The organism is Pseudarthrobacter sp. LT1, assembly GCF_035621795.1.
Taxonomy (GTDB): domain Bacteria; phylum Actinomycetota; class Actinomycetes; order Actinomycetales; family Micrococcaceae; genus Arthrobacter.
Genome location: NZ_CP141830.1, coordinates 2,083,555 through 2,109,548, shown reverse-complemented (window position 1 = coordinate 2,109,548; position 25,994 = coordinate 2,083,555). Strand labels below are relative to the sequence as shown.

24 protein-coding genes are annotated in these 25,994 nt (G+C 63.2%); 16 read left to right on the top strand and 8 right to left on the bottom strand.

Going from position 1 to position 25,994, the window contains the following annotated elements; genetic code table 11:
- Positions 1-36 precede the first annotated feature (36 nt).
- The 11 genes from VIK36_RS09875 (at position 37) to VIK36_RS09825 (ending at position 12,804) form a co-directional block, all read left to right on the top strand.
- Entirely contained in the window at positions 37-342 is a 306-nt protein-coding gene (locus VIK36_RS09875) for a hypothetical protein (RefSeq protein WP_018770794.1), read from the top strand.
- A gap of 15 nt (positions 343-357) precedes the next feature.
- A complete protein-coding gene (locus tag VIK36_RS09870) occupies positions 358-867 on the top strand; it encodes a flavin reductase family protein (protein WP_324645012.1) in 510 nt (169 codons plus the stop codon).
- A gap of 121 nt (positions 868-988) precedes the next feature.
- On the top strand, positions 989-1,372 hold the full coding sequence (locus tag VIK36_RS09865) for an MFS transporter (protein ID WP_324645011.1): 384 nt from the start codon (positions 989-991) through the stop codon (positions 1,370-1,372).
- A 1,534-nt stretch (positions 1,373-2,906) separates the two neighbouring features.
- Positions 2,907-4,301: an FAD-binding oxidoreductase gene (locus VIK36_RS09860; RefSeq protein WP_255175352.1), complete on the top strand. Its 1,395-nt coding sequence runs from the start codon at positions 2,907-2,909 to the stop codon at positions 4,299-4,301.
- 62 nt (positions 4,302-4,363) lie between these two features.
- Positions 4,364-6,016: an ABC transporter substrate-binding protein gene (locus tag VIK36_RS09855; protein ID WP_324645009.1), complete on the top strand. Its 1,653-nt coding sequence runs from the start codon at positions 4,364-4,366 to the stop codon at positions 6,014-6,016.
- Positions 6,013-6,966 carry an ABC transporter permease gene (locus VIK36_RS09850; protein ID WP_255175349.1) on the top strand — a complete coding sequence of 318 codons (954 nt, stop codon included), beginning with the start codon at positions 6,013-6,015 and terminating at the stop codon, positions 6,964-6,966. The genes VIK36_RS09855 and VIK36_RS09850 overlap by 4 nt, the downstream gene beginning before the upstream one ends.
- Entirely contained in the window at positions 6,963-7,817 is an 855-nt protein-coding gene (locus tag VIK36_RS09845; RefSeq protein ID WP_255175348.1) for an ABC transporter permease, read from the top strand. The genes VIK36_RS09850 and VIK36_RS09845 overlap by 4 nt, the downstream gene beginning before the upstream one ends.
- A gap of 1 nt (position 7,818) precedes the next feature.
- Positions 7,819-9,483 carry an ABC transporter ATP-binding protein gene (locus tag VIK36_RS09840; protein WP_324645008.1) on the top strand — a complete coding sequence of 555 codons (1,665 nt, stop codon included), beginning with the start codon at positions 7,819-7,821 and terminating at the stop codon, positions 9,481-9,483.
- Positions 9,480-10,679, top strand: coding sequence for a PLP-dependent aminotransferase family protein (locus VIK36_RS09835; RefSeq protein ID WP_255175346.1), 1,200 nt, complete (start codon positions 9,480-9,482; stop codon positions 10,677-10,679). Before VIK36_RS09840 ends, VIK36_RS09835 begins: the two co-directional genes overlap by 4 nt.
- Positions 10,680-10,903: 224 nt before the next feature.
- Entirely contained in the window at positions 10,904-11,287 is a 384-nt protein-coding gene (locus VIK36_RS09830) for a rhodanese-like domain-containing protein (protein ID WP_255175345.1), read from the top strand.
- A gap of 122 nt (positions 11,288-11,409) precedes the next feature.
- Entirely contained in the window at positions 11,410-12,804 is a 1,395-nt protein-coding gene (locus VIK36_RS09825; protein WP_324645007.1) for an IS1380 family transposase, read from the top strand.
- Positions 12,805-13,061: 257 nt separating this feature from the next.
- On the opposite strand, the gene VIK36_RS09820 is transcribed toward VIK36_RS09825, so the two are convergent.
- Together VIK36_RS09820 and VIK36_RS09815 are read right to left on the bottom strand one after the other, a co-directional pair.
- Positions 13,062-14,078 carry an LLM class flavin-dependent oxidoreductase gene (locus VIK36_RS09820; protein ID WP_255175344.1) on the bottom strand — a complete coding sequence of 339 codons (1,017 nt, stop codon included), beginning with the start codon at positions 14,076-14,078 and terminating at the stop codon, positions 13,062-13,064.
- Complete coding sequence (locus VIK36_RS09815) at positions 14,075-15,664, bottom strand: MFS transporter (protein WP_324645006.1); 1,590 nt, start codon at positions 15,662-15,664, stop codon at positions 14,075-14,077. The genes VIK36_RS09820 and VIK36_RS09815 overlap by 4 nt, the downstream gene beginning before the upstream one ends.
- 212 nt (positions 15,665-15,876) lie before the next feature.
- Between VIK36_RS09815 and VIK36_RS09810 the strand changes: the two genes are divergently transcribed.
- On the top strand, positions 15,877-16,695 hold the full coding sequence (locus VIK36_RS09810; protein ID WP_324645005.1) for a cysteine synthase family protein: 819 nt from the start codon (positions 15,877-15,879) through the stop codon (positions 16,693-16,695).
- Positions 16,617-17,297, top strand: a complete 681-nt coding sequence (locus VIK36_RS09805) for a pyridoxal-phosphate dependent enzyme (protein ID WP_324645004.1) — start codon at positions 16,617-16,619, stop codon at positions 17,295-17,297. The genes VIK36_RS09810 and VIK36_RS09805 overlap by 79 nt, the downstream gene beginning before the upstream one ends.
- Here the strand turns inward: VIK36_RS09805 and VIK36_RS09800 are convergent.
- The 6 genes from VIK36_RS09800 to VIK36_RS09775 all read right to left on the bottom strand — a co-directional run bounded on the left by VIK36_RS09800 (position 17,264) and on the right by VIK36_RS09775 (position 21,591).
- Positions 17,264-17,701: a hypothetical protein gene (locus tag VIK36_RS09800; RefSeq protein WP_324645003.1), complete on the bottom strand. Its 438-nt coding sequence runs from the start codon at positions 17,699-17,701 to the stop codon at positions 17,264-17,266. The two genes, VIK36_RS09805 and VIK36_RS09800, sit on opposite strands and share 34 nt — an antisense overlap.
- A gap of 5 nt (positions 17,702-17,706) precedes the next feature.
- Positions 17,707-17,994, bottom strand: coding sequence for a hypothetical protein (locus VIK36_RS09795; protein WP_255175340.1), 288 nt, complete (start codon positions 17,992-17,994; stop codon positions 17,707-17,709).
- Positions 17,991-18,509 carry a flavin reductase family protein gene (locus VIK36_RS09790; protein WP_255175339.1) on the bottom strand — a complete coding sequence of 173 codons (519 nt, stop codon included), beginning with the start codon at positions 18,507-18,509 and terminating at the stop codon, positions 17,991-17,993. The genes VIK36_RS09795 and VIK36_RS09790 overlap by 4 nt, the downstream gene beginning before the upstream one ends.
- A 130-nt stretch (positions 18,510-18,639) precedes the next feature.
- Positions 18,640-19,812, bottom strand: a complete 1,173-nt coding sequence (locus tag VIK36_RS09785; protein WP_255175338.1) for an LLM class flavin-dependent oxidoreductase — start codon at positions 19,810-19,812, stop codon at positions 18,640-18,642.
- A 28-nt stretch (positions 19,813-19,840) separates the two neighbouring features.
- Positions 19,841-20,503 carry a methionine ABC transporter permease gene (locus VIK36_RS09780; protein ID WP_324645000.1) on the bottom strand — a complete coding sequence of 221 codons (663 nt, stop codon included), beginning with the start codon at positions 20,501-20,503 and terminating at the stop codon, positions 19,841-19,843.
- Positions 20,500-21,591: a methionine ABC transporter ATP-binding protein gene (locus VIK36_RS09775; RefSeq protein WP_324644999.1), complete on the bottom strand. Its 1,092-nt coding sequence runs from the start codon at positions 21,589-21,591 to the stop codon at positions 20,500-20,502. The genes VIK36_RS09780 and VIK36_RS09775 overlap by 4 nt, the downstream gene beginning before the upstream one ends.
- Positions 21,592-21,839: 248 nt before the next feature.
- Here VIK36_RS09775 and VIK36_RS09770 point away from each other — a divergent pair, with 248 nt between their 5' ends.
- The 3 genes from VIK36_RS09770 (at position 21,840) to VIK36_RS09760 (ending at position 24,764) form a co-directional block, all read left to right on the top strand.
- Complete coding sequence (locus tag VIK36_RS09770) at positions 21,840-22,724, top strand: MetQ/NlpA family ABC transporter substrate-binding protein (protein WP_324644997.1); 885 nt, start codon at positions 21,840-21,842, stop codon at positions 22,722-22,724.
- Between the two features lie 73 nt (positions 22,725-22,797).
- A complete protein-coding gene (locus VIK36_RS09765; RefSeq protein WP_324644995.1) occupies positions 22,798-24,159 on the top strand; it encodes an LLM class flavin-dependent oxidoreductase in 1,362 nt (453 codons plus the stop codon).
- A gap of 26 nt (positions 24,160-24,185) precedes the next feature.
- Positions 24,186-24,764 carry a GNAT family N-acetyltransferase gene (locus tag VIK36_RS09760; protein WP_324644993.1) on the top strand — a complete coding sequence of 193 codons (579 nt, stop codon included), beginning with the start codon at positions 24,186-24,188 and terminating at the stop codon, positions 24,762-24,764.
- The last annotated feature ends 1,230 nt before the right edge of the window (positions 24,765-25,994 follow it).

Below are 25,994 nucleotides of genomic sequence, written 5' to 3'. Positions count from 1 at the left end.
GACCCCACCCTGCCCGCCGCCACCTAAGGAACCGTGATGAACGCACCAACAGCCCATGCTGCGGCCGGGTCCTTCCCGATCGAACGCAGAACCTTCACCCCCCACCCGCCACAGTCCTACCGGCTCGATGACTGGTTCCATCTCCCGACAACAGCAACAGTGGAAATCCGCCGAAACGGCACATACGTCAGAACCGCACGCATCGAAGATGCCACCCCCGACTCCCGAATGCTGTGGCTCGCACCCGAAGGCGTCGACTCACGCATCCTCATCGACAAACTCGACGGATACGAAGTGTGGATTGACGCCGAGCAGCTCTACTACATCCAGCAACACCGGTAACCGAAGGAGGCAGCCATGACTATCGTTACCGAACGGCCCGGCACTCTCGATCCCACCCACGTGCGGGACACCATGTCCATGGTGCCCACCAGCGTCGCCGTCGTCGCCGGACAGTCTGAACTCACCGGTGACCGTGCCGCCATGATCGTCGGATCGTTCGTCTTTATCTCCCTGGACCCGTGCCTGGTCGGCTTCTTCATCGGCCACGAGTCTTCCAGCTGGCCACAACTCAACAAGGCCACCGTGCTGGGCATCAGCGCTCTTGCATCAACACAGGCGCAGTTCTGCCGCAAGCTGGGTAAAAAGGACGCGGACCGCTTCGATGACAGCTTCTGGATCCAAGGAGCATACGGTGCCCCTCTGGTCGCAGGCGCAGTCGCGGCCTTGGAATGCCAAATCGAGAACGTCACGCCCATCGGGGACCACGCCTTTGTCCTGGCCAGGGTCCTGGGCCTCAACACCGGGAGCGCCAAAGATCCCTTGGTCTTCCAAAACCATGAATTCGCGGGACTCCTCCCCCGCTAACGCCCTTTGCGTCCGCGCGCAGCAGCTTGAAATGCATTCACCTCGCACTAGGCCAGGGCACCGGACGCCGCCGGAGGGAAAGGCAGGGGCACGATGGTCCACACGATGGAAGCCGGCCTGAATGCCTCTGCCATCAGCTTCGCCGGAAACGTCAACTAAATGCCAACGACGGATCAGTTACCCGACAATCCAGGCCGAGCTGTTCCCGGCCTCTGTCCGGGTCTCCGGAATCGGCTTCGCACACCAGATCGTCATCGCCGTCTTTGGCGGCACCGCACCACTGATCGCCGCCGCGTTCGTCGGCGCCGGACAGCCCATGTTCGTCGCGGTATACATGATCGCCATCGTCGCCCTCTGCCTCGTCGTTTACTTCACACTCCCCGAGACCGGCAGCCGGGGCGGACGTGCCACCGTCGCTCCCGCAGACCCCGAAGTGCTGAAAGGTGAGCACCTGCTCGTCGAGACTCCACACAGCGGGATGCAGGCGCATAATTCCAAGCCGTAGACCTCCATTTCCTCCACAAGTCTGGACGTGAGGAAGGCCCTCGACCGACTCCGGTCGAGGGCTTTCCCCTTCCCCGCTAGGGCCGGCTCCAAGATGGAGTTAGACCCTAAGTTGACGTAAGGCCGCACGTCAGGCAGGGCTTGAATGAGGTGTGGTCGTTCATTTCCCACGTTGTCTTGGAAAAGCTCTTGGATCGAACCCTGCCACTTCTGTCTTAGCGCAACGTTGACCCCGTCGGGTCCCGATTACTGCAAACTGCAGCGCGGAGTCTCTCGAGCCGGGACGACCGTAGGCCCAATCCCCGGCGCTTGGTCCAAGCACTCGGTGTGTCAGAAGGCCGCGCCCGTTCCTGGGCGTCGTAGTGGCCCGCTCCCCCACAATTTTGTGCGACCTGCAGCCAAGCCTGCTTCGCCTTTATCCTTCTGCTCTTCACTGGGCCGTTCCCCGCCGCAGTCAGGGCGGCACATGGCGCCCTTGATCCGACATGCCCTTCCGTGCTCCTAGCCAGCAGGGACTCTCATAAAGCAGACGTAAGTGTGGACACTGTCCACACCCAATTTGGCAGGACAAATCGAGCGCATACGGCTCCGGCGGCGGTTGCAAGGAGCCCTTCAATAAAATTGCCGTACCAACGGCGGCTACGTCATGTTGTACCCGCTACCTCGGACCATGAATAGGTGTTGGACAACCACGCCCACCACACAGAACCGAAACGAGGAAGCATCTAACCGCACCACAGCAGGCGGAAGGCCCACCAGCCAGGGACTTGAACCCGCCGCCCCACACAGCCCGCGACCCAACCCGTCAGATGACGCGACCGCAAGCTTTGTCAACACGTCAAAGCAAAATCGCCCCTGACGAGGGAATACGTCGTGCCCGAGGTGGGACTCGAACTACATTCCAGCCATTGCAAACACTGGGAACCGGCGAAAATATGCGGAATTCGAGCCAGTCCGACGGAAGAATCACCGAATCAGAAGCGGAGAGTGTGGACAATGTGCACACTCCTACTTTTGAGCAAGTTACGCCCTGTCGAGGCTGACAGAGTCTCCATTGTCGGCGTTACCTAGAAGATCGCAATGGACCGCAAGAAGGAGAAGGCCATAACAGGCAGCTTGTTCATGTATGGCCCTTCCAGCCTCTGTTCACCGCCCGAGGTCCACACCGCGTCCGTCTACAACGATGACTGCGAGCGTCATGTGTCGATCTTCCTAACGCGATAGCCCCCCTTGTAAAGCACGCTCATAAGCGCACAGCGATCCAGTCGGCTTGGGCCCCGTCACATGACGTTTTGCGTGCACCCACAAGGAAACATGGCGTCCTAAATCGTCGCGATATAACGAAAATGGAATCACCGCGTCGCCCTGTTGAGAACTGTTTATCGAAGTTTCACGGAACTCGCATCCGAATTCCGAAGGCAGGTAATTTCTAATGACCCAGCCATTTAGCAGGCCGGGATAATCATCAAAGCCTTTGGGTGCTTCGCTGCAGGGAACCTCTGTCTTGTCATGCACCCGGACAGAAAGAAACCGGCATGACAATCCAGCAAACCGAGGCATCAACCATCCACGCCTACCTTGGGCAGCTGCAAAATATCGAGGTCATCAAACCTGGCCCGCAGACAACCCGCTACAGCCACGACGCCGCCACCGCCAAAACCGCCTCTACAGCGCAAACGGAAGGTCCCGCCGTCGTGCTTCCTGCGACAGCAGCCGACGTGCAGCAGGCCGTGAAGCTCGCCGCGGAACTCGGCATCACGGTGGTCCCCCGCGGTGCCGGCAGCGGTCTCTCGGGGGGTGCAACTGCTACGCCACACCAAGTGGTCATTTCCACGGAAAAACTCAATCGCATTATCGAAGTTTCCCCACTGGATGAAGTAGCCGTAGTTGAACCGGGCGTTATCAACGCAGAACTCAACAAACACCTCGAACCCTACAACCTTTTCTATGCACCGGATCCCGCTAGTTTCGACATTTCCTCAATCGGCGGCAATATTGCCACCAACGCCGGCGGACTTCGGTGCGCCAAGTACGGGGTGACCCGTGAATCGGTCCTGTCACTCGACGTCGTACTCGCCGACGGAAGTCTCATCACTGTCGGTCACCGCTCCATCAAGGGCGTCACCGGCCTGGACCTGACCTCGCTGTTTGTCGGTTCCGAGGGCATCCTGGGCGTCGTCGTAAGCGCAACGGTGAGGCTGCGACCCATCCCTGTGGCGCGCAAGACTGTGAGCGCCTTCTTCGACAGCACCGAAGAGGGAACGGCAGGTCTCGCCGCAATCACACTTTCACAGGTACGCCCGGCCGCGATCGAGTTCTTCGATACCCCGAGCCTTCAAAACATCGACGCGCACTCCGGCACCACCCTTCGTGACCGCGGCGCCGCGTTGATCCTGATCGAGCTGGACGGTTACGGCATCGACGACCAAGCCGCAGACCTCGCAACCGCCCTGGCCGCCGTGGCCGGACGGGTCACTGTGGAAGCGGACGACGACGCTGTGCGGCTTTGGGAACTGCGGCGCAGCGGCCGAGGACTCCCGTCGGAAAAGTGGTACATCGGCGAGGACATCGCCGTGCCAAAGTCCCAACTAGGCAAGGTCTACGCCGCTTTTCCAGCGCTCGAAGCCCGGTTCGGAGTCGACATTTCTGCGGTGTCCCACGCCGGCGACGGGAACCTTCACCCACTCATCACCTTGGACAAAACGCCCGACGACGGCCTCAACCCACCAGCCGCCCTGCTGGAAGCATCCACTGAACTCGTCAAGGTGGCGCTTTCGCTTGGCGGAACCGTCACCGGTGAACACGGCGTGGGCACCATCAAGAAGGAATGGGCCGCGCTTGAACTGTCCCCGCGAAGCCGCGAACTCCAACACGCCATCAAAGCAGCGATCGACCCCCAACAGCTGCTTAATCCGGGCAAGGCCATCTAGGACCGGCCAGGAAACCCCAAAACAACCCCACGCAGTCCCCCAAACGCATCCAGGAGCACTCCATGAACTCGTTCAACACCCCTGAATTCCGCAGGCGCGCCTTCCTCGCGGGTCTGGGCGCCCTGTCCACCTCTGCCCTGATCACTGCCTGCGGCGGCCCTGCGGCCAGCACCGCCGCGAACGGCGGAACACCGGTGGAGGGCGGCAACATCACCTTCCTGATCCAGGGCTACGACACCGGCTGGGTCCCCAGCAAGACCGCAATCTCCAGCTACGAGGGCAACCTTTGGGGCCAGATCACGGACAAGCTGGTCTACGTCAATGAGAGGGGTGAGCTCAGCCCATGGGTTGCCGAGAAGTGGGAGGAACTTAACGGTGCCAAGGACTTTGTCCTGCACCTGAAGGAAGGTGTGACCTTCTCCGATGGGACCCCGCTGGACGCGGCAGCCGTGGTTGCCAACCTGAACGCCTGGGCAAAGGGTGACTCTGCCCGCGGCATCAGCAAGGTCGGCCTGTTCCCCTCCACCAACTTCGTATCCGCCGAAGCCACCGATCCGAAAACAGTCAAGGTCAGCTTCTCCTCCCCGGCCCTCGGCTTCATTGCCACACTGGCCTACCACGGCTGCATTCTCCTCTCCCCCAAGACCCTGGCTTTGCCGGTCGAAGCCCAGGCGGACCTCAGCCAGGAAATCGGCAGCGGTCCGTTCGTGGTCAAGTCGTGGAAGCAGGGCGACAGCTACGTGCTCGAGAAGCGCAAAGACTACAACTGGGGCCCGGCGGCACTCGGCCACACCGGCCCGGCACGTCTGGACACCCTTACCTACAAGGTCATCAAGGACACCTCGGTCCGCACTTCCACTGTGGTTTCCGGCCAGGCGGATGTCGCCTTCAACGTAGAGCCGCAGGAAATTGAATCCCTCAAGGCCCAGGGCTTCACCGTCGGCACGCCCCGCTATCTTGGTTTCGTCGACGGATTCCAGGTGAACACCACGGCCTTCCCCACCAACGAACTCGCCGTCCGCCAAGCCATCCAGCACGGCATCGACCGCGAAGAGATCCGAAAGACGGTCTACACGGACGACTGGAACGCCGCCACCACATTCATCCAGGGCAACGTCCCCGAAGCCGGCGACTTCAGCGACTCTTTCAAGTTCGACCCCGGGAAGGCCAACAAGGTGCTGGACGAGGCCGGCTGGACCAAGGGTTCCGATGGGTACCGCGCCAAGGACGGCAAGACCCTCGAGTTCACGCTCACGCCCAACCCTTACGTCCCCTCCACCAAGGCCGAGGATGAACTCATCGCCCAGCAGCTGAAGAAGGTAGGCATCAAGGTCAACCTCAAAGTGGTGGACGTAGCCGGCTATGCAGCAATCCAGGCCAGCAAGCCGCCGCTGTTCCAGACCTCGCGCAGCTTCGTCGATGTTGGAACGGTCGCTGGTGTCCTGACGAGCCAGAACAAGGGCGAGGACTGGTTCAGCGTTGGCACCAGCGACCAGAAGCTGAACGACCTTTCGACGGCGATCGCCACCGCCTCGGACAGGGCTTCCCGTGAGAAGGTTGCCGACGAACTGCAGAAGTACGTCTTGGACCAGGCCTATTTTGTTCCCCTTAATCAGCTGGTCCAGCGCCTGTACCTGATCAGCCCGAAGCTCAAGGATGTCCAGTACAACGGCCTGGCCTACGCGAACTTTTACACCGCTTGGATTTCACAGTGACCGGCGATTACAAGCGCTTTGCCCTCACACGTGTGGGTCAGGCGGTCCTCGTTGTCCTCCTCGCCTACGTCCTGACGTTCCTGATCATCAGCGTGCTTCCCGGTGACGCGATCACCAACACACTCCGGGACCCGCAGCACGGCCTCAGCGAGGAGGACATCCAGCGGATCGTGGCCTTCTATGGACTCGATCAACCGGTGATCGTCCAGCTCCTCCTGTCACTCAGCCGGTTCCTGACGGGTGAACTAGGGTTTTCGCTGCAGTCCAACCTCCCGGTGAGCCAGATCGTCGCGGATGCCCTGCCCTCCACCCTCACACTGGCGTCGAGTGCACTGGTCATCGCGATCGTCTTCGCCCTAGCCATCGCGTACGGCGCCCAGTACCTTCCCGCAAAATGGGCTGCGATTGTCCGCTCCATCCCGTCGTTCTTCCTGTCCGTGCCGAACTTCGTGATCGGCCTGGTCCTGATCGAGCTCTTCGCTTTCCGGCTCCATTCGTTTACCACCACGGATCCGAACAGTCCCGTGGCCACACTCTTCGCCGCCATCACCTTGGCAATCCCCGTCTCGGCTCCGCTGGCCGAAGTGTCGATTGCCAGTCTGGACCACGAATCCCGGCAGGAGTATGCCGTCGTGGCCCGTTCCCGTGGACTGACGGAAGCCAAGCTTTTCGCCAAGCACCTGGTGAAGCCGTCGGCCCTTCCGTCTGTGGCGATGGTGGCACTGATCGTGGGCGAACTCCTTGGCGGCTCGGTCATCACGGAAACCATCTTTGGCCGCGACGGGATCGGAACCGTGGTGCAAAAGGCCGTGACGGGTGAGGACCAGCCCGTTCTTCAAGCAGTCGTATCCCTTTCGGCCGTGGTGTTCGTGGTCTTCAACCTCCTGGCAGACCTCGCCTCGCCGCTGCTGGATCCGCGCGTCAAACTCCGGGAGAAGGTAAGCGCATGACCGCCCTCCTCAGCAACCCCCAGTTGAACCAGGCAGAACCCACGAAGCGCAAACTGACGGACGGCCTTCCGCCGGTCACAGTGATCCTGTCCTTTGCCGTGGTTCTCCTCGTCATCCTGTGGTCCCTCTTACCGGGTATCTTCACGCACTACAGTCCGATTGCCGGCGACACCGCGAGCAAACTGGCCGCACCCAGCACAGAACACTGGTTCGGGACAGACTACCTTGGCCGGGACCAGTACGCCCGCGTGGTCTCCGGGACCGCCTCCTCGGTAACGAGCGCCTTGGTCGCGGTCCTGATCGGCCTGGTGGTGGGCGGCATCATCGGCCTCGCCACCGGGTTCCGCGGCGGCTGGACCGACTCCGTCCTTGGCCGCTTCGTCGACGTGCTTCTTGCCATTCCGGGCTTCCTCCTGGCCGTGGTCATCGTCAGTTCCCTGGGTTTCCAGACCATCAACGCGGCCATCGCAACCGGTGTATCCGCCGTCGCGGTTTTCGCCAGGCTGATGCGTGCGGAGGTGATGCGCGTCCGCGGGGCCACGTACGTCGAAGCCTCCTATCTGGAAGGCGGCAACCGCCTCCACGCCCTGCTGGGACACATCCTGCCCAACGCCTACCGCTCCGTGCTGGTCCTGGCAGTGCTCCAGTTCGGCACGTCCATCCTGATCATCGCGTCACTGGCTTTCCTCGGCTACGGCGATCCACCCCCCGCCTCGGACTGGGGTTTGCTGGTGGCCTCCGGCAAGACTTACGTCACCGCGCCGTGGCTCGTGTACGCGCCGGCGTTGGTCATCGTCATTACTGTCTTATCCGTCAACCGCATCAGCCGCTGGCTGCGAAAGGCGAAGTGACATGAGCTCCCTACTAACAGTGCAAAATGTGTCGATCGCGTATGACCGTGCCGCCGTCGTCCATGATGTGTCGTTTTCACTCGCCAAGGGCGAGAGCCTCGCGCTGATCGGCGAGTCCGGTTCGGGCAAGTCGACCATCGCGAAAGCCATCCTCCGGTTGCTTCCCCACGGTTCGTCTGCCACCGGCACGGTGGAGCTGAACGGCAAAGATCTCCTGTCCCTGCCGGAGAAGCAGTTCCGGCAGTACAGGGGCCGGGAACTCGGGTTTATCCCGCAGGACCCGGCTTCGGCGCTCAATCCGGTCCGTACCATTGGCGCACAAGCGCACGAAGCAGCCGCGTTGCTCGGCGAAACCGAGCCCGCGGTACGGCGCCAAAAAATCCTTCGGGTGCTGAAGCAGGTGGGCCTGCCGGATCCTGCCCGGGTATACGACTCCTATCCTCACCAGCTTTCCGGCGGGATGCTGCAGCGCGTTCTCATTGCCCTGACGGTGCTGCCGCGGCCGTCTCTCATCGTGGCTGACGAACCCACCTCAGCCCTGGATGTCACAGTGCAGAAGCTGATCCTGGACATGCTGACGGAACTGCGCAGCGAGCTGGACATCAGCCTGCTCCTCATCACGCACGACCTCGCGATCGCCGCCGAGCGCGCTGATTCCCTGGTGGTCCTGAAGGATGGAGCGGTGCAGGAAAGCGGCACGTCCCGCGAAATCTTCGCGACACCCAAGACCGAGTACGCAAGGAATCTCCAAGCAGACGTCCCAGCCTTGCACCCGGACAGGTACCGCAACCAGCGGGTCACCGCTGATGCAGCGCCCGACGGCGGCTCCCGGCCTGGCGTTGCCGGCTCACCTTCCGTTCCGCCTGCACAAATTGACGTGCGCGAGGTCACCAAGCGCTTCACCGCCGGAGGCAAGGAAGTTCTTGCCGTTGACGGTGTCTCTTTCTCCGTGCAACGCGGACGCACCCACGCCCTGGTTGGGGAATCAGGATCGGGAAAGACAACGGCTGTGCGGCTGCTGCTCGGTCTTGAACAGGCGGACGGCGGGGAGATTGCAGTAGCCGGCGAATCGACGTCGGGCCGGTCGCGGGCCGAAGTCCGCGAGATCCGCCGCCACCTCCAGCTCGTGTACCAAAACCCGTTCACGTCCCTGGATCCCACCTGGAAGGTCAGCAGGATTATCCGGGAACCGCTGGACCAATTTGGCGTGGGGACGAACGTGGAACGCGCAGAACGTGTCCGGGACGCTTTGGAAGCCGTGGGCCTTCCCGAATCCGTGGCGTCACGCCGGCCTGCGAATCTCTCCGGCGGCCAGCGGCAGCGGGTCGCCATCGCACGCGCGCTCGTGGTGCGTCCCGACGTCGTGGTTTTGGACGAACCGACATCCGCACTCGACGTGAGCGTCCAAGCGGGAATCCTGGAACTGCTGTCCAAGCTGCAGCGCGAGCTTGGCCTGACGTATCTCTTTGTTTCCCACGACCTCGCATTGGTACGGCAGGTGGCCGACACAGTCTCCGTGCTGCGGCGCGGCCAGGTCGTGGAGCACGGCGCTGTAGAGGACATCTTCCTGCGACCGCAGCATCCCTATACACAGTCACTCTTGGACGCGATCCCGTTGGCCGCGCCTGTATCCGGAACCAAACAACTAGCGAGGGCATCAGCATGACCGTGAATCTGACAACTACCCGCAGGCCTGCCCTGATCGAGGCCTTCACAGCGCCCAAGGGTTTCGGTGATGCGACCCTGCGCGATAAGCGTCCGGACGCAATCGAACTCCTGGGCGGGATCCCGGACCCGGGCGTCCTCCCCACCGCGGAGATCGCGGAAGCAACGGCCCGCGTGCTCGCCACACCCGGAGTTCCGGCCCTGCAGTATTCGCGGACAGAGGGCATCTCACCACTACGCGAATGGATCGCGGAACGTGAAGGGGTGTCCGTTGACCGCATCCTGATCACCAACGGCGGCTTCCACGGCCTTTCCCTGGCCATCCAGGCCGTGGTGGAACGAGGCGACCTGGTGGCCGTGGATAACCCGATCTTCCCGCTGTTCCTGCGCGGCTTGCAGCTCTCGGACGCCAAGACCCTCCCAGTGTCCGTCGGTCCACGCGGGCTGGACGTCGACCAGCTCAGTGACCTGTTGCGGGGCGGCGCCCGTCCATCCGCCCTCTACACAGTGCCGGATTTCCACAACCCCTCGCAGGGCACCCTGCCAGGTGAATCCCGCGCGGAACTCGTGCGGCTCGCGGAGCACTACGGCTTCGTGATCCTGGCGGACAATCCCTACCGCGAGCTGCGTTTTGCCGGAGAGCAGGAAAGCGTGGCGGAGTTCAATAACTCGGACCACGTCCTGCACATCAACACCTTCACCAAGACACTCGGTCCAGGACTGCGGCTTGGATGGACCGTGACTCCCGAGCACTTGGCCCGCGACCTCGTGGCGCTTCGCAGCCGCCAGGACTCGCACAGCTCCACCCTGGTCCAGGCAATCATCGGCGAGCTCGTCACGTCCGACCCCGGAATCTTCGACGCCACGCTGAACAAGGCACGTGCCCTGTACCGCAACCGTGCAGAAACATTGGTTACTGCCCTGCACCGCGAAGCACCCGGAGCATTCGAGATAGTGCTTCCCGAAGGCGGACTGTTCCTCTGGCCCAAGCTTGCCGATGCGGCCATTGATGCAGACCAACTGGCTGCGGATGCGAGCACCGAGGGTGTCGAATACCAGCGCGGCTCATTCTTTCCGTCCGGCCCCGGCACCGATGCAGACCGCCACTTGCGCCTGGCCTACGGAGACGTCGATGAACCAAAACTGGAACAAGCAGCGGTCCGTCTGGGACGGGCACTTTCGCGCCAATGGAGGTAGTCGCCTTCAGCGAAAGAGCAGCACAAGCCGGTCCTTCGCATTCTGCCTCATGGCCTGCGACGGAATCCAGGGGGCATGCGAAAGGCTCCATAAGCCGAGGAACCGCATCACCAGCATCACCCACAGCCGGGCGCACCGCCGCCGCCCAGAACTTCTGGCCGCGGAATGGGGCCTTGCCTGACGCTGCCAGACCACCACAACACACCCGATAGAAGGAGCACACGATGAGCGAGCAAAACATCCCCGACAACCAGTTGGTCAGCGCGCAGCAGGCCGCCCGCCTGATTGAGGAAGGCGTTCTGCTGATCGATGTCCGCAGTAACGCCGGCCGAGCCAGCACCGGAAGCGTGCCCGGCGCTGTCGTGGTGGACCGCGCGAACGTGGCAAAGGACTTCGGCCCGGAATCGGCCTCCCGGCTTCCCCAGATCACCGGGCCGGACCAGAAGATCGTAGTCTTCTGCGGCTCAGTGAACGGGTCCGGTCCCGTGGCGCACAAGCTCAAGCTGCTGGGCTACTCCCAGGCCGTGCACGTTGACGGCGGCTTCACTGCACTGCGCGATGCCGGCGTGGCCACGACCGGCCCGGCGGAGTTACCGGTCACTGCTTAGCCTTGATCCACCGATGTGGATCGGGATCCTGACGGCGGTTTAAACCGAGAATGCCTGTCTTTTCAAGGAAAATGAAGCTTGTCTAGAACTCATTTTTCACCGAAAAGAGAGGCATCTCGTAGGTGCAAGTTTCCCACAGGCCTGCCGTGTTGTCAGTTTCGTTCGATGAGCCGAACCTCGTGTCGGCGGCCGGGCTGCTGCCGGTCATGACGTTGGCCCGGGACGCCGGGCTGCATGAGTTGGCCGATGAATGGCTATCGGTCCCGACGGACAAGGGTGCGAACGCCGGGCTGAAGGTCGCGTCCCTGGTCGCCGGGATGGTCGCCGGCGCGGACAGCATCGATGACATGGCCGTGCTGCGCCACGGCGGAATGAAGCGGCTATTTACCGCCTGCTACGCGCCGTCCACGCTGGGTTCGTTCCTGCGCTCCTTCACGTTCGGGCACGTGCGGCAACTGGACGCTGTCGCCTCCCGTTTCCTGGCCAGCTTGGGGACCCGGGCCCCGCTGCTCGGTCGTCCCGGGGCGGCGGACTTCGTGTTCGTCGATGTGGACGACACGATCATCGAGGTCCACGGCTACCAAAAGCAGGGTTCCGGCTACGGGTACTCCGGGGTCCGCGGGCTGAACGCCCTGCTGGCCACGGTCTCCACCAAAGACACCGCCCCGGTGATCGCTGCCCAGCGGTTGCGCAAGGGCGCGGCGAACTCGGCCCGAGGAGCCAAACGCCTGGTCACCGATGCCCTGTCCACGCTCAAACGTCTGCAGAGCGGCGGGCGGGTGCTCTGCCGTTTCGATTCGGCCTTCTACGGGCAGGCGGCGGTTTCCGCGGCGCTTGCCGGCGGCGCGGAGGTGTCGGTGACCGTGCGCATGGACCCGGCCGTCAAGCGCGCCATCGCCGGTATTCCGGAGTCGGCGTGGGAAACGATCGAATACACCGACGCGGTCTTCGATGAGACCACCAATACCTGGGTTTCGAAGGCCGAGGTCGCCGAGACCGTGTTCACCGCGTTCAGCTCCCGCACGAAGGCCGAGCAGATCAGCGGCCGGCTGGTGGTGCGCCGGATCCCGGAACTGAACCGGAAGGCCGGCGACGGACAACCCACCCTGTTCGAAACACACCGGCACCACGCGTTCTTCACCACCGTGGACGCCACGGTCCTGGACACCGTCGCAGCGGACAAGATCCACCGCAAACACGCCCAGATTGAGCAGGTGAATGCAGATCTGAAGGACAGCGCCCTGGCCCATATGCCCTCAGGTGTTTTCGCCGCGAACTCGGCCTGGCTGGTTGCCGCGGTCATGGCCTACAACCTCACCCGGGCCGCCGGACTCCTCGCCGCAGGGCCCTTCAGCAAGGCCCGCACCGGCACGATCCGCCGCAAACTCATCCACGTCCCGGCCCGCATCGCCAGCAGCGCCCGACGCATCCGCCTTCACCTGCCCGAAGCCTGGCCCTGGAAAACCCCGTGGGAAGAGCTCTTCAACACCGTCCACGCACCGCCCACCGCGGCATAAGAACCCCACCCGCCAGCCGGAAACGGCCCGATCAGGACATCCAGTGGAACACCACCGGCAGCGAGGCCGGCGATCTGCCATGCCCGAAACCAGAATCCGCGACCGACCCCGAAATCCATCAGGACCAACCGCGGATCGGTGGATCAAGGCTTAGCGGCCCCGGGCCCGAAGGTCCGGACCAGAGCAAAAGCCCCGGCGGCCGCCGTCGTGATTCCATCGTTGCAGGGATTCCGACGGCGGCGGGCGGGGCTTTGTCGTTAGACCGCTGCGAGGTGCCGCGGCTGCCAACCCAGGGCGGGAGCCACGAGGGTGGCGAAGTCGCTAATGATTTGCCGGTAGTCCCCGATGGAAAACTCGTACGGCAGGTTGATCTGAAGCTCGGACGCGGAGGCCGTGACCGGATCGGCCAGCAGGGCCTCTGCGATGTTCTCCGAACTGCCCACCAGGTCGGGGGCGAACAGCGTTTGCCGTTCCCCCTGCGGTGCGAGCGTCCGCTGGTGCCGGCTGGCGGCGTAGGCCCCGTACCTGTCCCGCGTCTCGGCGTCAGCGCCGTCGACCGGAAGGATCACCCTGCCCACCACCACCCGCGGCTCGTGAGTGCCGCGGAAATCGCGCAAATAACGCGCCAGGTTGGCGGCCTGCGCGTCCGCGAAGACACTGCTGGCTTCACCGGAAACAATGTTCCCCACCACGAGGTTGACTCCGCTGGCGGCCGCCCAGTCCGTTGACCGGGCGGATCCGGCCCCGTACCAGATACGGTCGCGCAGGCCCTCGCTGTAGGGCTGCAGCCGCGGCCGCTGGGTATTGCCCGGCGAGTGGATCACCGTGTTCTCGTCACCGAGGAACCGGCCCTCCAGGTTCTCCAGGAAACGCTCGATCCTTCGGTGCGAGAAATCGAAGGTGCGCCAGTCGCCGTCGAACACCTTGGCCGCCAGGAGTTCTGCATGTGGAGGGACTCCCGCGCTCAGCCCTATTTGGAGCCGGCCTCCGGAAAGCACGTCGGCCGTCGATATATCCTCTGCCAGGCGGAACGGGCTTTCGTAGCCGATGGGGATGACTCCCGTGCCCAGTTCGATCCTGGACGTCCGCTGCGATGCTGCCGCGAGGAAGACGGTGGCGGAGGAGATGCCGTGCTCGAGGTGGCGCTGGCGTACCCAGGCCCCGTCGTAGCCAAGCTCTTCGGCGAGTTCGAACAGCTGCAGCGTTTCCTCAAGGCCTCTGCCGGGTGCGTGGTCAAGGTAATTGCCGGGGGTCAGGAAGCTGATCGATTTCATTGGATCTCCTTGGTGCGGTTACTGGATGGCAAGTTGGAAACTATTGGGGCGCTCCTTTTAGCGGCGGCCACCCGCAGCCAGTCGACGGCTCCGGCCAGGATGGCGGCGGCGGTGAGTGCCATACACAGGATGATGCCGTCACGAAAGGCAGCCCTGAAACCAGTGTCCGGCAGGGCGTTGAGGAACAACCCCGCGATCGCTGCAGAGCACAGCGCCGCGGAGAAACGCTGGCTGAGCTGGTAAAAGCCCGCGGCCACCCCGGCAGCACCGGTGGGGGCGTGACCCAAGGTGAGCGCCTGGTTCGGTGCTACCACCAGTCCGGTGGTCACTCCCTGTACCAGTCCAACTGCGGCAACCACCACGGCGGCCGCGGCGTCGTCCAGCCCCTGCACTGCGAGGTCTTTGGCGATAAGCGTGGCCAGTGACGCCGCCAGCGCGAGCACCACGCCTGCCCGGCCGAACCGGCCCAGAAAACGCCAGCTAAGGCTGGACGCCAGCAGCATGCCCGCGGCCTGCGGAGCGAGGATTGCGGCGGCGGCCAACGGAGCCAGTCCTGTCCCGGACAGGAAGTAGAAGGCGGTCAATGCTGCCATGGCGGCGCCGACGCCGAACTGGCACAGTGCCACCACCGTGCCCAGCAGATAGCCTTTTGACCGCACCAGTTCAGGGCTGAGCAGGGGCGTGCGCCCGCGGCGGTGGTACAGGAATTCCCAAGCGGCGAAGCAAAGAATGCTGGCCGGCCCTGCCGCCAGCCAGAGGGCCGATGCCCCCTGGGTCCCGTAAACGGTGGGGACGAGGAAGGTTGTGACGACGGCGCCGAGCAGAAGCGCCCCCAGGGCGTCAACGGAAGTACGACGGCGGGTAGTCTCCACTGGTTGGGATTCGGCGGCTTTGCCTTTCGGCAGGAGTTTGATGGCGAGCGGGACCAGGACGAGAACCAGCGGCACATTGGCGAGGAAGAGGAGGCGCCATCCGGTGTTTGGTCCGGCAGCGGACAGGATGACCCCGCCAATCAGAGGACCGCAGACGGCCGCGGATCCGCCGGCGGCCGCGTAGTAGCCCAGGGCCTTTGCCCGCTCCGCCCCCGTGAAGCGGTCCTGCAGGAGTCCGAGCACCTGGGGGTTGAGGCAGCCGGCACCCAGGCCCTGCAGGAGCCGGGCGACGATGACCAGCCAGGGGGCGGATGTCAGGCCGCCCACCAGGCTGAAGACGCCGAATACAAGAATCCCTGTGACGAACAGCGCCCGGCGCCCCAGGAGGTCCCCCAACCGGCCTGACGGGACCAGTGCGATGCCGAAGGCCAAAGAGTAACTGGCCAGGATCCATTGCACCTCCGCAGCGCCGGCCTCCAGGTCTGACGCCATGGCGGGTACGGCCAGGATGAATACTGACTGGTCCAGGAGTGTGATGAATCCCGCGGACAGGCAGAGCCACAGCACAGCGCGGGCCTTGCCGGTATCGACATCGCCCCGAAGTTCCCTGTCTGCGGGGGCTGTAGCCGAGGCACCCAGGCCGGCGTCTTCGGACTCCGGCGGCCTTCCTCCGGATGTTGTCGCCGCCATGCTCGTCCGTGTTGCCGTCCCCATATCGGGACTCTAAAGCGGCTTTCCGATTTGAAGCATATTGTGCGACCGCCGGTTAACCGCCATTACTGTCCGTGACGACGGCCAATTCAGCCCCGGCCGAATGTGTCCTATACCGCGTGAAACTGGGACACCCCCGGACACAAACCGACACCGCGCGACATGCCAATGACACGGCTTTGTGGCCGGAAGTTTCCCGGCCCTACCGTATGCCCATGACAGTTCGTGAGTCCGTGCTGGACGCAATCGGGTATACCCCCCTCGTGCGGCTGCGCCGCCTCGGTGAAGGGCTGCGGCCGACGATTTACGCCAAGCTTGAGTTCCAGAACATCGGCGGCAGCGTCAAGGACCGGGCTGCACTCTCCATGATCCGCGCCGCGGAACAGGAGGGCCTGCTGTCCCCTGGCGGCACGGTGGTGGAAGGTACCAGCGGGAACACTGGAATCGGGTTGGCCCTGGTGGCCGCGCACCTCGGATACCGGTCGGTGGTGTTCGCCCCTGCCGCCACCGCCACGGAGAAAATCCGACTGCTGCGCGCGTACGGTGCCGAGGTTCACCTGGTGGGCGATTATGTGCCCCGCAGCCATCCGGGCCACCTGGCCAACCGTGCGGCGGCTTTTGCGGCTGGAACACCGGGCGCGTGGCTCGCACGGCAGTACGACAACCCTGCCAATCCGGCTGCGCACGAGGCATCTACGGGCCCTGAAATCTGGCGTGACACCGCTGGCGGCATCACGCACTTCGTGGCCAGCGTCGGCACCGGAGGGACCATCTCCGGGACAGCGAAATTCCTCAAGAAGGCCAGCAGCGGCGCAGTACAGGTCGTTGCAGCTGACCCGGACCACTCCGTTTACGGCGGCGGAGACGGCGGCGCCAAGTATGTCGAAGGCGCGGGCCACGCCTGCATCCGGAGTCATTGGAGGACGTTTGGCCCGAGGCGTTCGACACCGCACTGGTGGACCGATACATCCGGATTACCGACCGGGACTCCATCCTCACCGCGCGCCGCGCTGCCCGTGAGGAAGGCCTGCTGATCGGCGGGACCTCCGGCACGGCCCTGGCCGCCGCGCTGCGCCTGGCAGAGGAGCTTGATGAGAGCCACACCGTGGTGGTGATTATTCCGGATTCGGGCCGCAACTACCTTTCAACCTACTTCGACGACGAATGGCTCACTTCCGCCGGGTTCAGCGATCCGGCTGAACCAGCCCTGTCTGTGGGCTCGCTGCTGCCCGGACCGGCGGCGGGGGTTCCCATTTTGCCGGCGGGCCTGACCGTGGGCGAAGCAATCCAGGAGCTGGTCCGGCGCGGTGCAGATTGCAGCTTGCCTGCATTCCTGGCGCTGGATCGGGGCACCTCGTTCGGTACCGTTCATCCACGTGAAGTGTCGGCTGCAGTGACCTTGCGTTCCCTGGCTGCTGCCGTGGAAAGCAATCCCCGGGCGGCATTTTCTCCGGCCGCACAGCAGGGTGAGCCCTTCGCATCCGTGGGCATCGGAACCGCCGTGGCGGACCTCGCACAGCACCCAGGTCAGCTGCTTGCTGTCCTCGTGGATGGCAGGATTGCCGCGACCGCCCGGCAGCCGTTTGCTGGCCCTGACCGGTCTCAGGAGCCTGCTGCCTCCGGGGGAATTATCTGACCTTCCCGGACCTTCTCGCTCAGGGCATAGTGGAAAACCCGGCCGTTGGGGGTCTCCAGGGCGCCGCGGGGTTCAACGATGAACCCGTCGTCCCCGGCCACAGCGTGGGCCCAGGCATCTGCTTCCTCCCAGAACACCTGCCCGGCCCGGCTGTCGGGGTGCACGTGCATGGCAACTGAAATCACGAACGAAGCGTGCTCGAATGCGGCCTCGTGTGCGAAGCAGACGACGTCGATGCTGACGCCATTGGTCAGGCAGGACGGCTTGCGGGCCATGGCCGTGGCAGCGCCCTCCAAGCAGCCTTCACGGATCTCCTGCCATGCGAGCGAGTACATCTGCCGGCGGAACAAGGAAAGCTCTTCACGACAGGTGACCTGGATTCTGCGGGTAAGCATGTCGATCATGCTCCTCACGCTTCGGCTGCGCTCAGATGTACGCCCTCACGGTTGCCGTGCATCTGCCGGCCCGTACCGTCCAGGCTGACAACCCATACGATGGTGGAGTCAGGAGTCTTGGCATCAACCCGGCCCCGGTAAGCCGGTCCCGCGGCAGGGATAACCTCGACAGCTGACCCGACGTCGATGAGGGTCCAGTCCTGTGCAGAATAGGGCTGGAAGTCGCCGGTGGAATCGCCAGGGGCGCCGTCCCGGGCCGGGCGTCGGACGCGCCGGCGCGAGCCGGACTTGACCGGTGTCATGCGACGCCCTCCAGGTCCCTGATGCGCCGTTCAACTCCTTGGTGATAGTTGCCCTTGAAGAAGAGCAGTGGTTCCGTGTCTTGCCGGGCCTCCAGGGCGCGGACAGCGCCCACCACAATGGTGTGGTCACCGCCGTCGTATTCCTCATGCAGTTCGCAGTCCACCCACGCGAGTGACTTGTCCAGCACCGGATTGCCCAGCGGTGAAGCGGAGTATGTAACTCCTGCGAACTTGTCGGTCCCGGACCGGGCGAATTGGGCTGCCAGGTGCTGGTGGCCGGCGGGGAGGATGTTGACGGTGAAACGGCCGGCCTCGCGCAACTGGGGCCACGTGCTGGAGCTGCGGGCCGGACTGAACGTTACCAGGGCCGGGTCAAGGGAGAGGGAAGAGAAGGACTGGCAGGTAAATCCGGCAGGACCGTTCTCCGTGGCGGCGGTGATGATCGTCAGGCCGGAGGCGAAGTGGCCCAGGACGTGGCGCAGGCGCTGCGGACTGATGTCAAAATGTTCCGTCATGTTCGTTCCTTTCGTGGTCGGTGTCTCCAACCAACCACCCGTAAGCGTGCTGTTCAATCAGCGGTGAAATGCGCTGACGCCCTGGGCAACAAGCGTTCATATCCCGAAGCGCGGGGTAATGAACCCAGTACTAACCGGTTGCCCTGGCAGAAGTGGTCACTTGCGCCCGTGCTGCACTTTGGCGCTGCAACTGCGCAGCCTTCGTCGTATGGGCTTCCCGATGGGCGACCTCTGCTTTGAGCTGCGGGATGACGTTTCGTCCGAACTCAATGGCGTCCGGGACGAAGTCGTATCCGCGAAGACCGAAGATTTCGAAGCCGAGGGCGTGGTAGTCGAGCAGGGCCGCGGTGACGGTGTCGTAGCTTCCCACCAGCGCAGTGGCGCTTCCCCCGCCGCCGGCCCCCGCCTTTGCCAGTGCTGTCCAGAGCGCCCGGTCGTGGTGGTCTGCCCTTTCCGCTGCGGCCAGCAGGCGCTGGGTCCCGGCGGCTTCCGGCTTGCCCGCATAATGCCGCACCCGGTCAATTACTTCCCCGTTCACCCGGCGGGCTTCCAGTTTCGCCAATATGGAGCGGGCCTTTTCCCACGCCAACTCATCGGTGGAGGCAACGATGGGGCGGAAGGCGATCTGCCAGCGGAGGGGTTGCGTACGTCCGGCAGCGGCGGCCCGTTGCAGGACTTGTTCCTGCTGCCCGGCAGCATCTGCAAGGGGTTCACCGAAGAGGGCGTAAATGTCCGCCTCTTCAGCGCCCACGCACCATGCGGCCGGAGAGGACCCGCCGAAGGAAATGCCGGGCCGCCGGCCCTCGTAGGGTCGCACGTCGCTGGTGAATCCCTCGAAGCGGTAAAACTCTCCCTCCCAGTCGAACGGTTCGGGGCTTTCCCACGCCCGGCGAACGATCCGGATGTATTCCTGGGTACGGCGGTAGCGGTCGTCCTTGGCCAGGTAATCACCTTCCCTGGCTTGGTCTGCCTGGCTGCCCCCGGTTATGAAGTGGACTGTCAGGCGTCCGGCCGCAACGTGGTCCAGCGTCAGGAACGAGCGTGCGGCAAGGGTGGGGTGGGATACGTTCGGCCGATGGGCAAGGCGTAACTTGATGTGTTCGGTGTTGGCCGCTACCCAGGAAGCATGGACAACAGGGTCCTGGGTGGCGGAGTTATAGGCGAAGAGGACGTGGTCCCAATTGTTCTCTTCATGGACTTTTGCGATGTGGACCGCGTAGGCGGGATCGAATTGGGCGGTGGATGGCGGCGTGGTTTCAGTGGCGTCGTTTCCGGCGCCCATGCCGAGGAATTCAATAGGCACTGTCTGCTCCTGTGGTGGTGGTCCGGGATCAGCGGCGCAGGATGCGCTGGGCCAGCCAGTTGCCGGCCAGCTGGGCGGCCTGGACCATGGCGATGATGATCACCACGGTGACGAGTGTGACTTCCCAGTTGAACTGCTGGTAGCCGTACATGATGGCGAAGTTGCCCAACCCGCCGCCGCCGATGTAGCCGGCCATGGCCGACATGTCCACGATCGCAATGATCATGAAGGTATAGCCAAGGATCAGCGGTGCCAGGGACTCGGGAATTACCACCGACCAGAGAATGTGCAACCGGCTGTCTCCCATTGCCCGGGCCGCTTCGACGACGCCGGGGTCTGAGGCGACCAGATTCTGCTCCACAACACGTCCGATGACTACTCCTGCCATCAGCGCCATGGGCAGGATCGCGGCAGTGGTGCCAATGGTGGTACCCATGATGATCAGCGTCACTGGGGCAATAGCCGTGATGAAGATGATGAACGGGATGGGCCGGACGATGTTGACGATGAAGTTCAGGACAGTGAAGACAGCCTTGTTGGCGAACAGGTTACCCGGCCGGGTGGCGTACAGCGTCACGCCGAGGGCCAGCCCGGCTGCACCGCTGAGGACAACCGTCACCGCAACCATATAAATGGTCTGCTGAAAAGATTCGCCCAGAACGGGCAAAAGCGTGGTCCAGTTGGTGGTCATGGTTTTTCTCCAACGGTGGCCAGGTGCGGGACGGCACCTTCGGCGGGTTGCGCCGTCGGCATTTGACGTTCGACGGCGGTGACGTCGCCCAGTTCGGCAAGCGCCGCGTTAACCGAAGCGTCGCTGCCAGTGAGCTCATAGGTGAGCGTGCCCAGGATGCGGTTCTGGATTTCGGTGACGCCACCGTAGACGACACTGGAGCCGACGCCGTGGCGCTCGAACGTTGCAGCCACCAACGGAGTGGGTGCAGCTTCGGAGATGCCAATCGAGACTAATCGTCCCGGATGGGCGGCGGAGAGGCGCTGGACCGTCTCGGGTTCCGGGGTTCCGTGCACTGCGGTGGAGACGAACCGCTGGGTGGAACTGCTTTGCGGGTTGGCGAAAACGGAATAGGTGGGACCGGACTCGACAACACGGCCGGACTCCATCATCACTACTGTGTCGCAGATCTCCCGTACCACGTGCATTTCATGGGTGATGACGACAACCGTGGTACCCAGTTCCTTATTGATCCTGCGGAGCAGGCGAAGGACATCGCGGGTTGTTTCCGGGTCAAGGGCACTCGTGGCTTCATCAGCCAACAGGATGTCAGGTGCAGTGGCCAGGGCACGCGCGATGCCCACCCGTTGCTGCTGGCCGCCGGACAGGCGCCGTGGGTAGGTTCCCGCCTTGTCAGCAATGCCCACAAACTCGAGCAGTTCCTCCACGCGGGGACCGATTCTCGCTTTGGGCCAGCCAGCCACTTTGAGCGGGTAGGCGACGTTTCCAAAAACAGTGCGTGATTTCAGCAGGTTGAACTGCTGGAAGATCATGCCGACGCCGCCGCGGACCTTCCGTAGGTCATTTTCGGAGAGGGAACTGATGTCCTGGCCTTTGACATGGACGTGGCCTTTGCTCGGACGTTCCAGACCGTTCAGGAGCCGTACCAGGGTTGACTTGCCGGCACCGGAGTAGCCGACGACGCCCACTACCGTTCCCTTCTCTATCTCCAGCGTGACGTTGTCGACTGCACTGACGGGCTCGGCCCGCTTGTTCCCCGGGACGGGGAACACCTTGCTGACGCCGCGCAGTGAAACGATCGCATCCACCGGCGCCTCCTTTTCCTTGGGAGCGACCTGCAGGGGTCGCTTTGGGTTTGGTTTGAGTGCTTATTCCAACAGTGCAGGCCGGCTCTCTCCAGCCCGGTTAAGGCCTGTGACCTGCGGTTTCCTTTGAAGAAGATCCAAGACGGCGTGTTTCGTTCGCGTTGGTTTGCCGCCCATGACAATGCCTAGCGTGAGCCCCGGGAATAGCCCGCACCTTCAATTCGCATCAACCATTTGCACGGAGTCGCATCATGAAGAACCGCCTGTTAGTTGCCGCTGTCGGCCTTGTAGCCGCCCTGTCCCTCTCGGCATGCGGAGGTGCAGCAGGAGGGACTTCCGCCCCCGGAAACACCAAGGTGGTTATCGGCGTGGACGACGGCGCGGAGGAGCACTGGACCATCCTGAAGAACAAACTGAAGGACCAGGGTATTGACCTGGAGGTCAAGAACTTCACCGACGGTGCACAGATCAACACCGCCACCCAGCAAGGCCAGGTGGATATTAATCTGTTCCAGCACCTCAAGTACTTGTCGCAGTTCAACGTGAACAGCAACGGCACCTTGGTCCCAGTGGGTGCCACTGCGGTCTATCCGCTGGCGCTGTACTCAGAAAAGTACAAGTCGGTCAGCGAACTCCCCGCCGACGCCCAGATTGCCATCCCGAACAACCCGACAAACCAGGCGCGTGCGCTGCTGAACCTCCAGACGGCAGGACTGCTGCAGCTCAAAGACGGCGGCAATTCACTGTCCACGCCTGCGGAAATCACCTCGAGCAAGATCAAAGTGGTTCCCGTGGACAGTAATCAAACCGTCAACGCACTCAAGGGCACCACGCAGGCCGCCGTCGTCAATAACACGCAGGCCCAGAAAGGCGGGCTGGGCGATGACCGGATTATCTTCAAGGAAGACCTGAACTCCGAAGCCCTGGCCCCCTACATCAACGGGTTCGTGGTGAAGGCGGACCGCAAGGATGATCCCCTGTGGAAGAAAATTGTCGACGCCTACCACACCCCCGAAGTTGAAGCCTCCGTCACCAAGCTCAACGACGGAAACCTGCAGTTCAAGGCCGACTGGACCGCTGCAAAGCTGCAGGAAGTCCTGGCCGCCGAAGAAGCAGCCATCAAGAAGACCAAGTAATCGTCTGAGGGGCGGCCCGCTGCGCCACACAGTGGACCGCCCCTCAGCCATTGTCAGGACCCGGGAAAGCAGCATGAACCAGCACCTCGCAAATGAACGCCAGCAGATCCACTTCTTCGCCTACCTCGTAGGGACGGGCATCCACCTGGCTTCGTGGCGTCACGAAACGGCGTGGCCGCAGGCCAGCATCGATTTTGCCCATCAGGTACAACTGGCCAAAACAGCCGAGGATGCGAAGTTCGATGCAATCTTTCTGGGTGACTCCCTGGCCATCGACGAGACTTCCAACCCGGGCATCCTCAACCGCTTCGATCCTGTCGGCCTGGTCACGGCCCTCGGTGCGGTGACGGACAGGATTGGCCTGATCGCTACCTCCTCAACGTCCTACGACCAGCCCTATAACTTTGCCCGCGCGGCCCTCACCGCAGACCACATCAGCGGCGGCAGGGTTGGCTGGAACATTGTCACCACGAGGGACCTGACCAACAGCACGGCGGGAAACTTCGGCGCGGACCAACACTTCGAACACAGTCTGCGCTACCAGCGCGCCGAGGAATTCGTGGAAGTCACGCAGGGCCTGTGGAGCTCCTGGGACGAGGACGCGTTCGTCCATGACCAGGCAAGCGGGCAATTCTTCGACCGCCGCAAGCTCAACCGCCTCCACCACGAGGGCGAATTTTTCAAAGTGGCCGGCCCACTCAATATCGGCCCGTCCCCGCAGCACTCCCCGCTCTTGGCGCAGGCCGGTACGTCCGGCCCCGGCCAGCGCCTGGGGGCCCGTTTCGCCAACGCCTTGTTCGCCAGCCACCCGGATATCCCGCAGGCACGCCGTTATCGGGAGTCGGTCCGGGCCCAGGCAGCGGCATTCGGCCGGAACCCCGACGAGCTATACGTCTACGAGGCCATCTCACCAGTCGTCGCGGACAGCCGCAAGGAAGCGCTGGAACGCATCCGCGAACTGGACAACCTCATCACAGACCGGCAAGTGCTGGACTTCCTGCAGGAGTACTTCGCGGGGCACATCGACTTCACGGGCTTGGGCCCGGACACCACCGTTGAACAGTCCGGCATTCCCGGCATCGCCAACCCGCGCACGGACTTCCGTTCCGCCGGCGAACAGATCCGGGGACGGGAACACGAGGTGAGCCTCAAGGATCTTTACTCCATCCTCACCGGAGACAAGAGGAACTACGACTTCATCGGCAGCCCGGAACACGTCGCTGATTCCCTGGAGCGTTGGCATGCCGAAGGAGCCGCCGACGGCTTCAACCTGATGTTTTCCCTCCTCCCCCAAGACCTGGAAGGCTTCGCCAGCAGGGTCATCCCGATCCTCCAGGAACGCGGCCTGGCCCGTACCGAATACACCGGCACCACCCTGAAATCGCACCTTGGCCTGGCTACCCGGCCGGAACCCGCCGCGGACCGCGCCAGCTGACCGCCGTCGTCGTCGAAAGGACAAAGATGACCACCCAAGCAACCGCCGCAACCGGGACCTATGTGATCCGTGAGGCCCGCAACGAAGAGCACGACGCCGTGGGGCGGCTCACGTACGAAGGCTTCGGCCATCACCTGCCCGGCGCCCATCAGCCTGACGGCGAGCGACTGCAGTTGCTGCTTGACGCGGCAGCCCGTGCGCGTGAAGGTGTCCTGCTGGTTGCCGAAGACACGGAGACAGGTCGACTGGTGGGTACTGCAAGCCTGTTGCCGTTTGGATCGCATCTAAGCCGGCAGGCGGAGGAAGGCGAAGCCGAGCTCAGGTTGCTCGCCGTGCTGCCCGAAACCCGCCGGACCGGGCTCGGGCAGCGACTTATGGACGAGGCTGCTCGACTCGCCACTACCCAGGGTGCCAAGCGCCTGGTCCTGGACACCGCCGTGGACAATGAACCGTCCCAGAGCCTGTACCGACGGCTCGGCTACATCAGGCGGCCTGAGCGTGAGAAACCACGCCCCGCACCGAAGGTCCAACTCGTGGTTTACACACTTGACCTGACCGGGGACCACCTCGAAGCAACCAACACCAACCCATCCGCCAACCGATAGGCGCCACTGAGACTTTTTAGTCGCTGCCAGGACCAGCAGGCCCCATCTTCCTGAGGTTTCGGGCAAACGCTGTCGGGAGAGGTAAGAGGACCCGCACGTCATGGAGCCCGGGCCACGCCTTCCAAACGCCGAGATCGTTACAGATGGAGACCAGGAACTCTCTCCGCTCCTGGTCACGGTCAGCTGAAGGATAAAGTTTCCAGCTCAGTTCGTACAGTTCGGCCAGCTGACTAATGTGAGCACGCATTCCGGGATGGTCCCAAGCCTCCTGGACCTTTCTGTACATTGACGAGCTGGCAAGATCCCACCACTCCCTCACCGACGCATCGGTCCAAGCCGGGGAGTCAGGGGGCCATCCCCGTGCCAAGGAAAAGTATTGGATCAACGTCCATGCCGCAGACTGTTGAATCTGGGACAGCTCTCCGCGCTGCTGTCTCGCGGCCACAATCACATGCTGCGTGAACTTATGCATGGATACTCCTGGCGGGCTCGCCGCGTGAACTCGCTGACGTAATCTGCAACTATGGATAGCGTGTCCGTGCAGTAGCTGCAACTATGGATGACGTCCCGTGACGTTCACAAGGAAACAGGGAGATCAGTGTGCGCGGATCCTGCCGGTTCGCCCTGTTGCCGCTCCGGTCAACCAACCATCCGTCCAGCGCTGCCGGTTCCTCTCTTCCAGCTGCTTTGAGAAGGTTGCGGGTCATGGCGGGCTTTCATACCCCAGGGCTGAGGTCGCTAAAGCCCTGGAGTGCGGCCGACGGCGCTCCGGCAAAGATTGTTGAGGTAGTCAGCCAAAGTGACAATCCGCGAACTGCCGTCGCAAATCAATAGCTTGCCCTGTCGTGCCATTGGCCATGGCCATGGCCTGATCGTATGGTTCTTCTGAAACCCTTGTTGCAAGAATGAACTGCTCGTAACGGTAGGCAAGGCTTGTGCAACTGGCGGGCACGAGACTTTGCTCGCCACGCATTACGTGGACGGGATGGTTTCGGACAAGGCGCCCGCACGTGTCTAGGACCACTTCGGCGATGGCAATTCCGGACGCGGGAGAACCAAGGCTCACCTGCGGACGAAGGGCGCCCAAGATACACGCACTTGGCCATTGCCTTCCTTGGGGATCTCACCGGCGCCGCGGGGAATCCAGAGGTCCGGAGTAATGCCACCGCGGTGCAGACAAGTTCGGCGAGGCTTGGTTCAACGCGCTCCCTTAAACGGCTGCCCCACAGC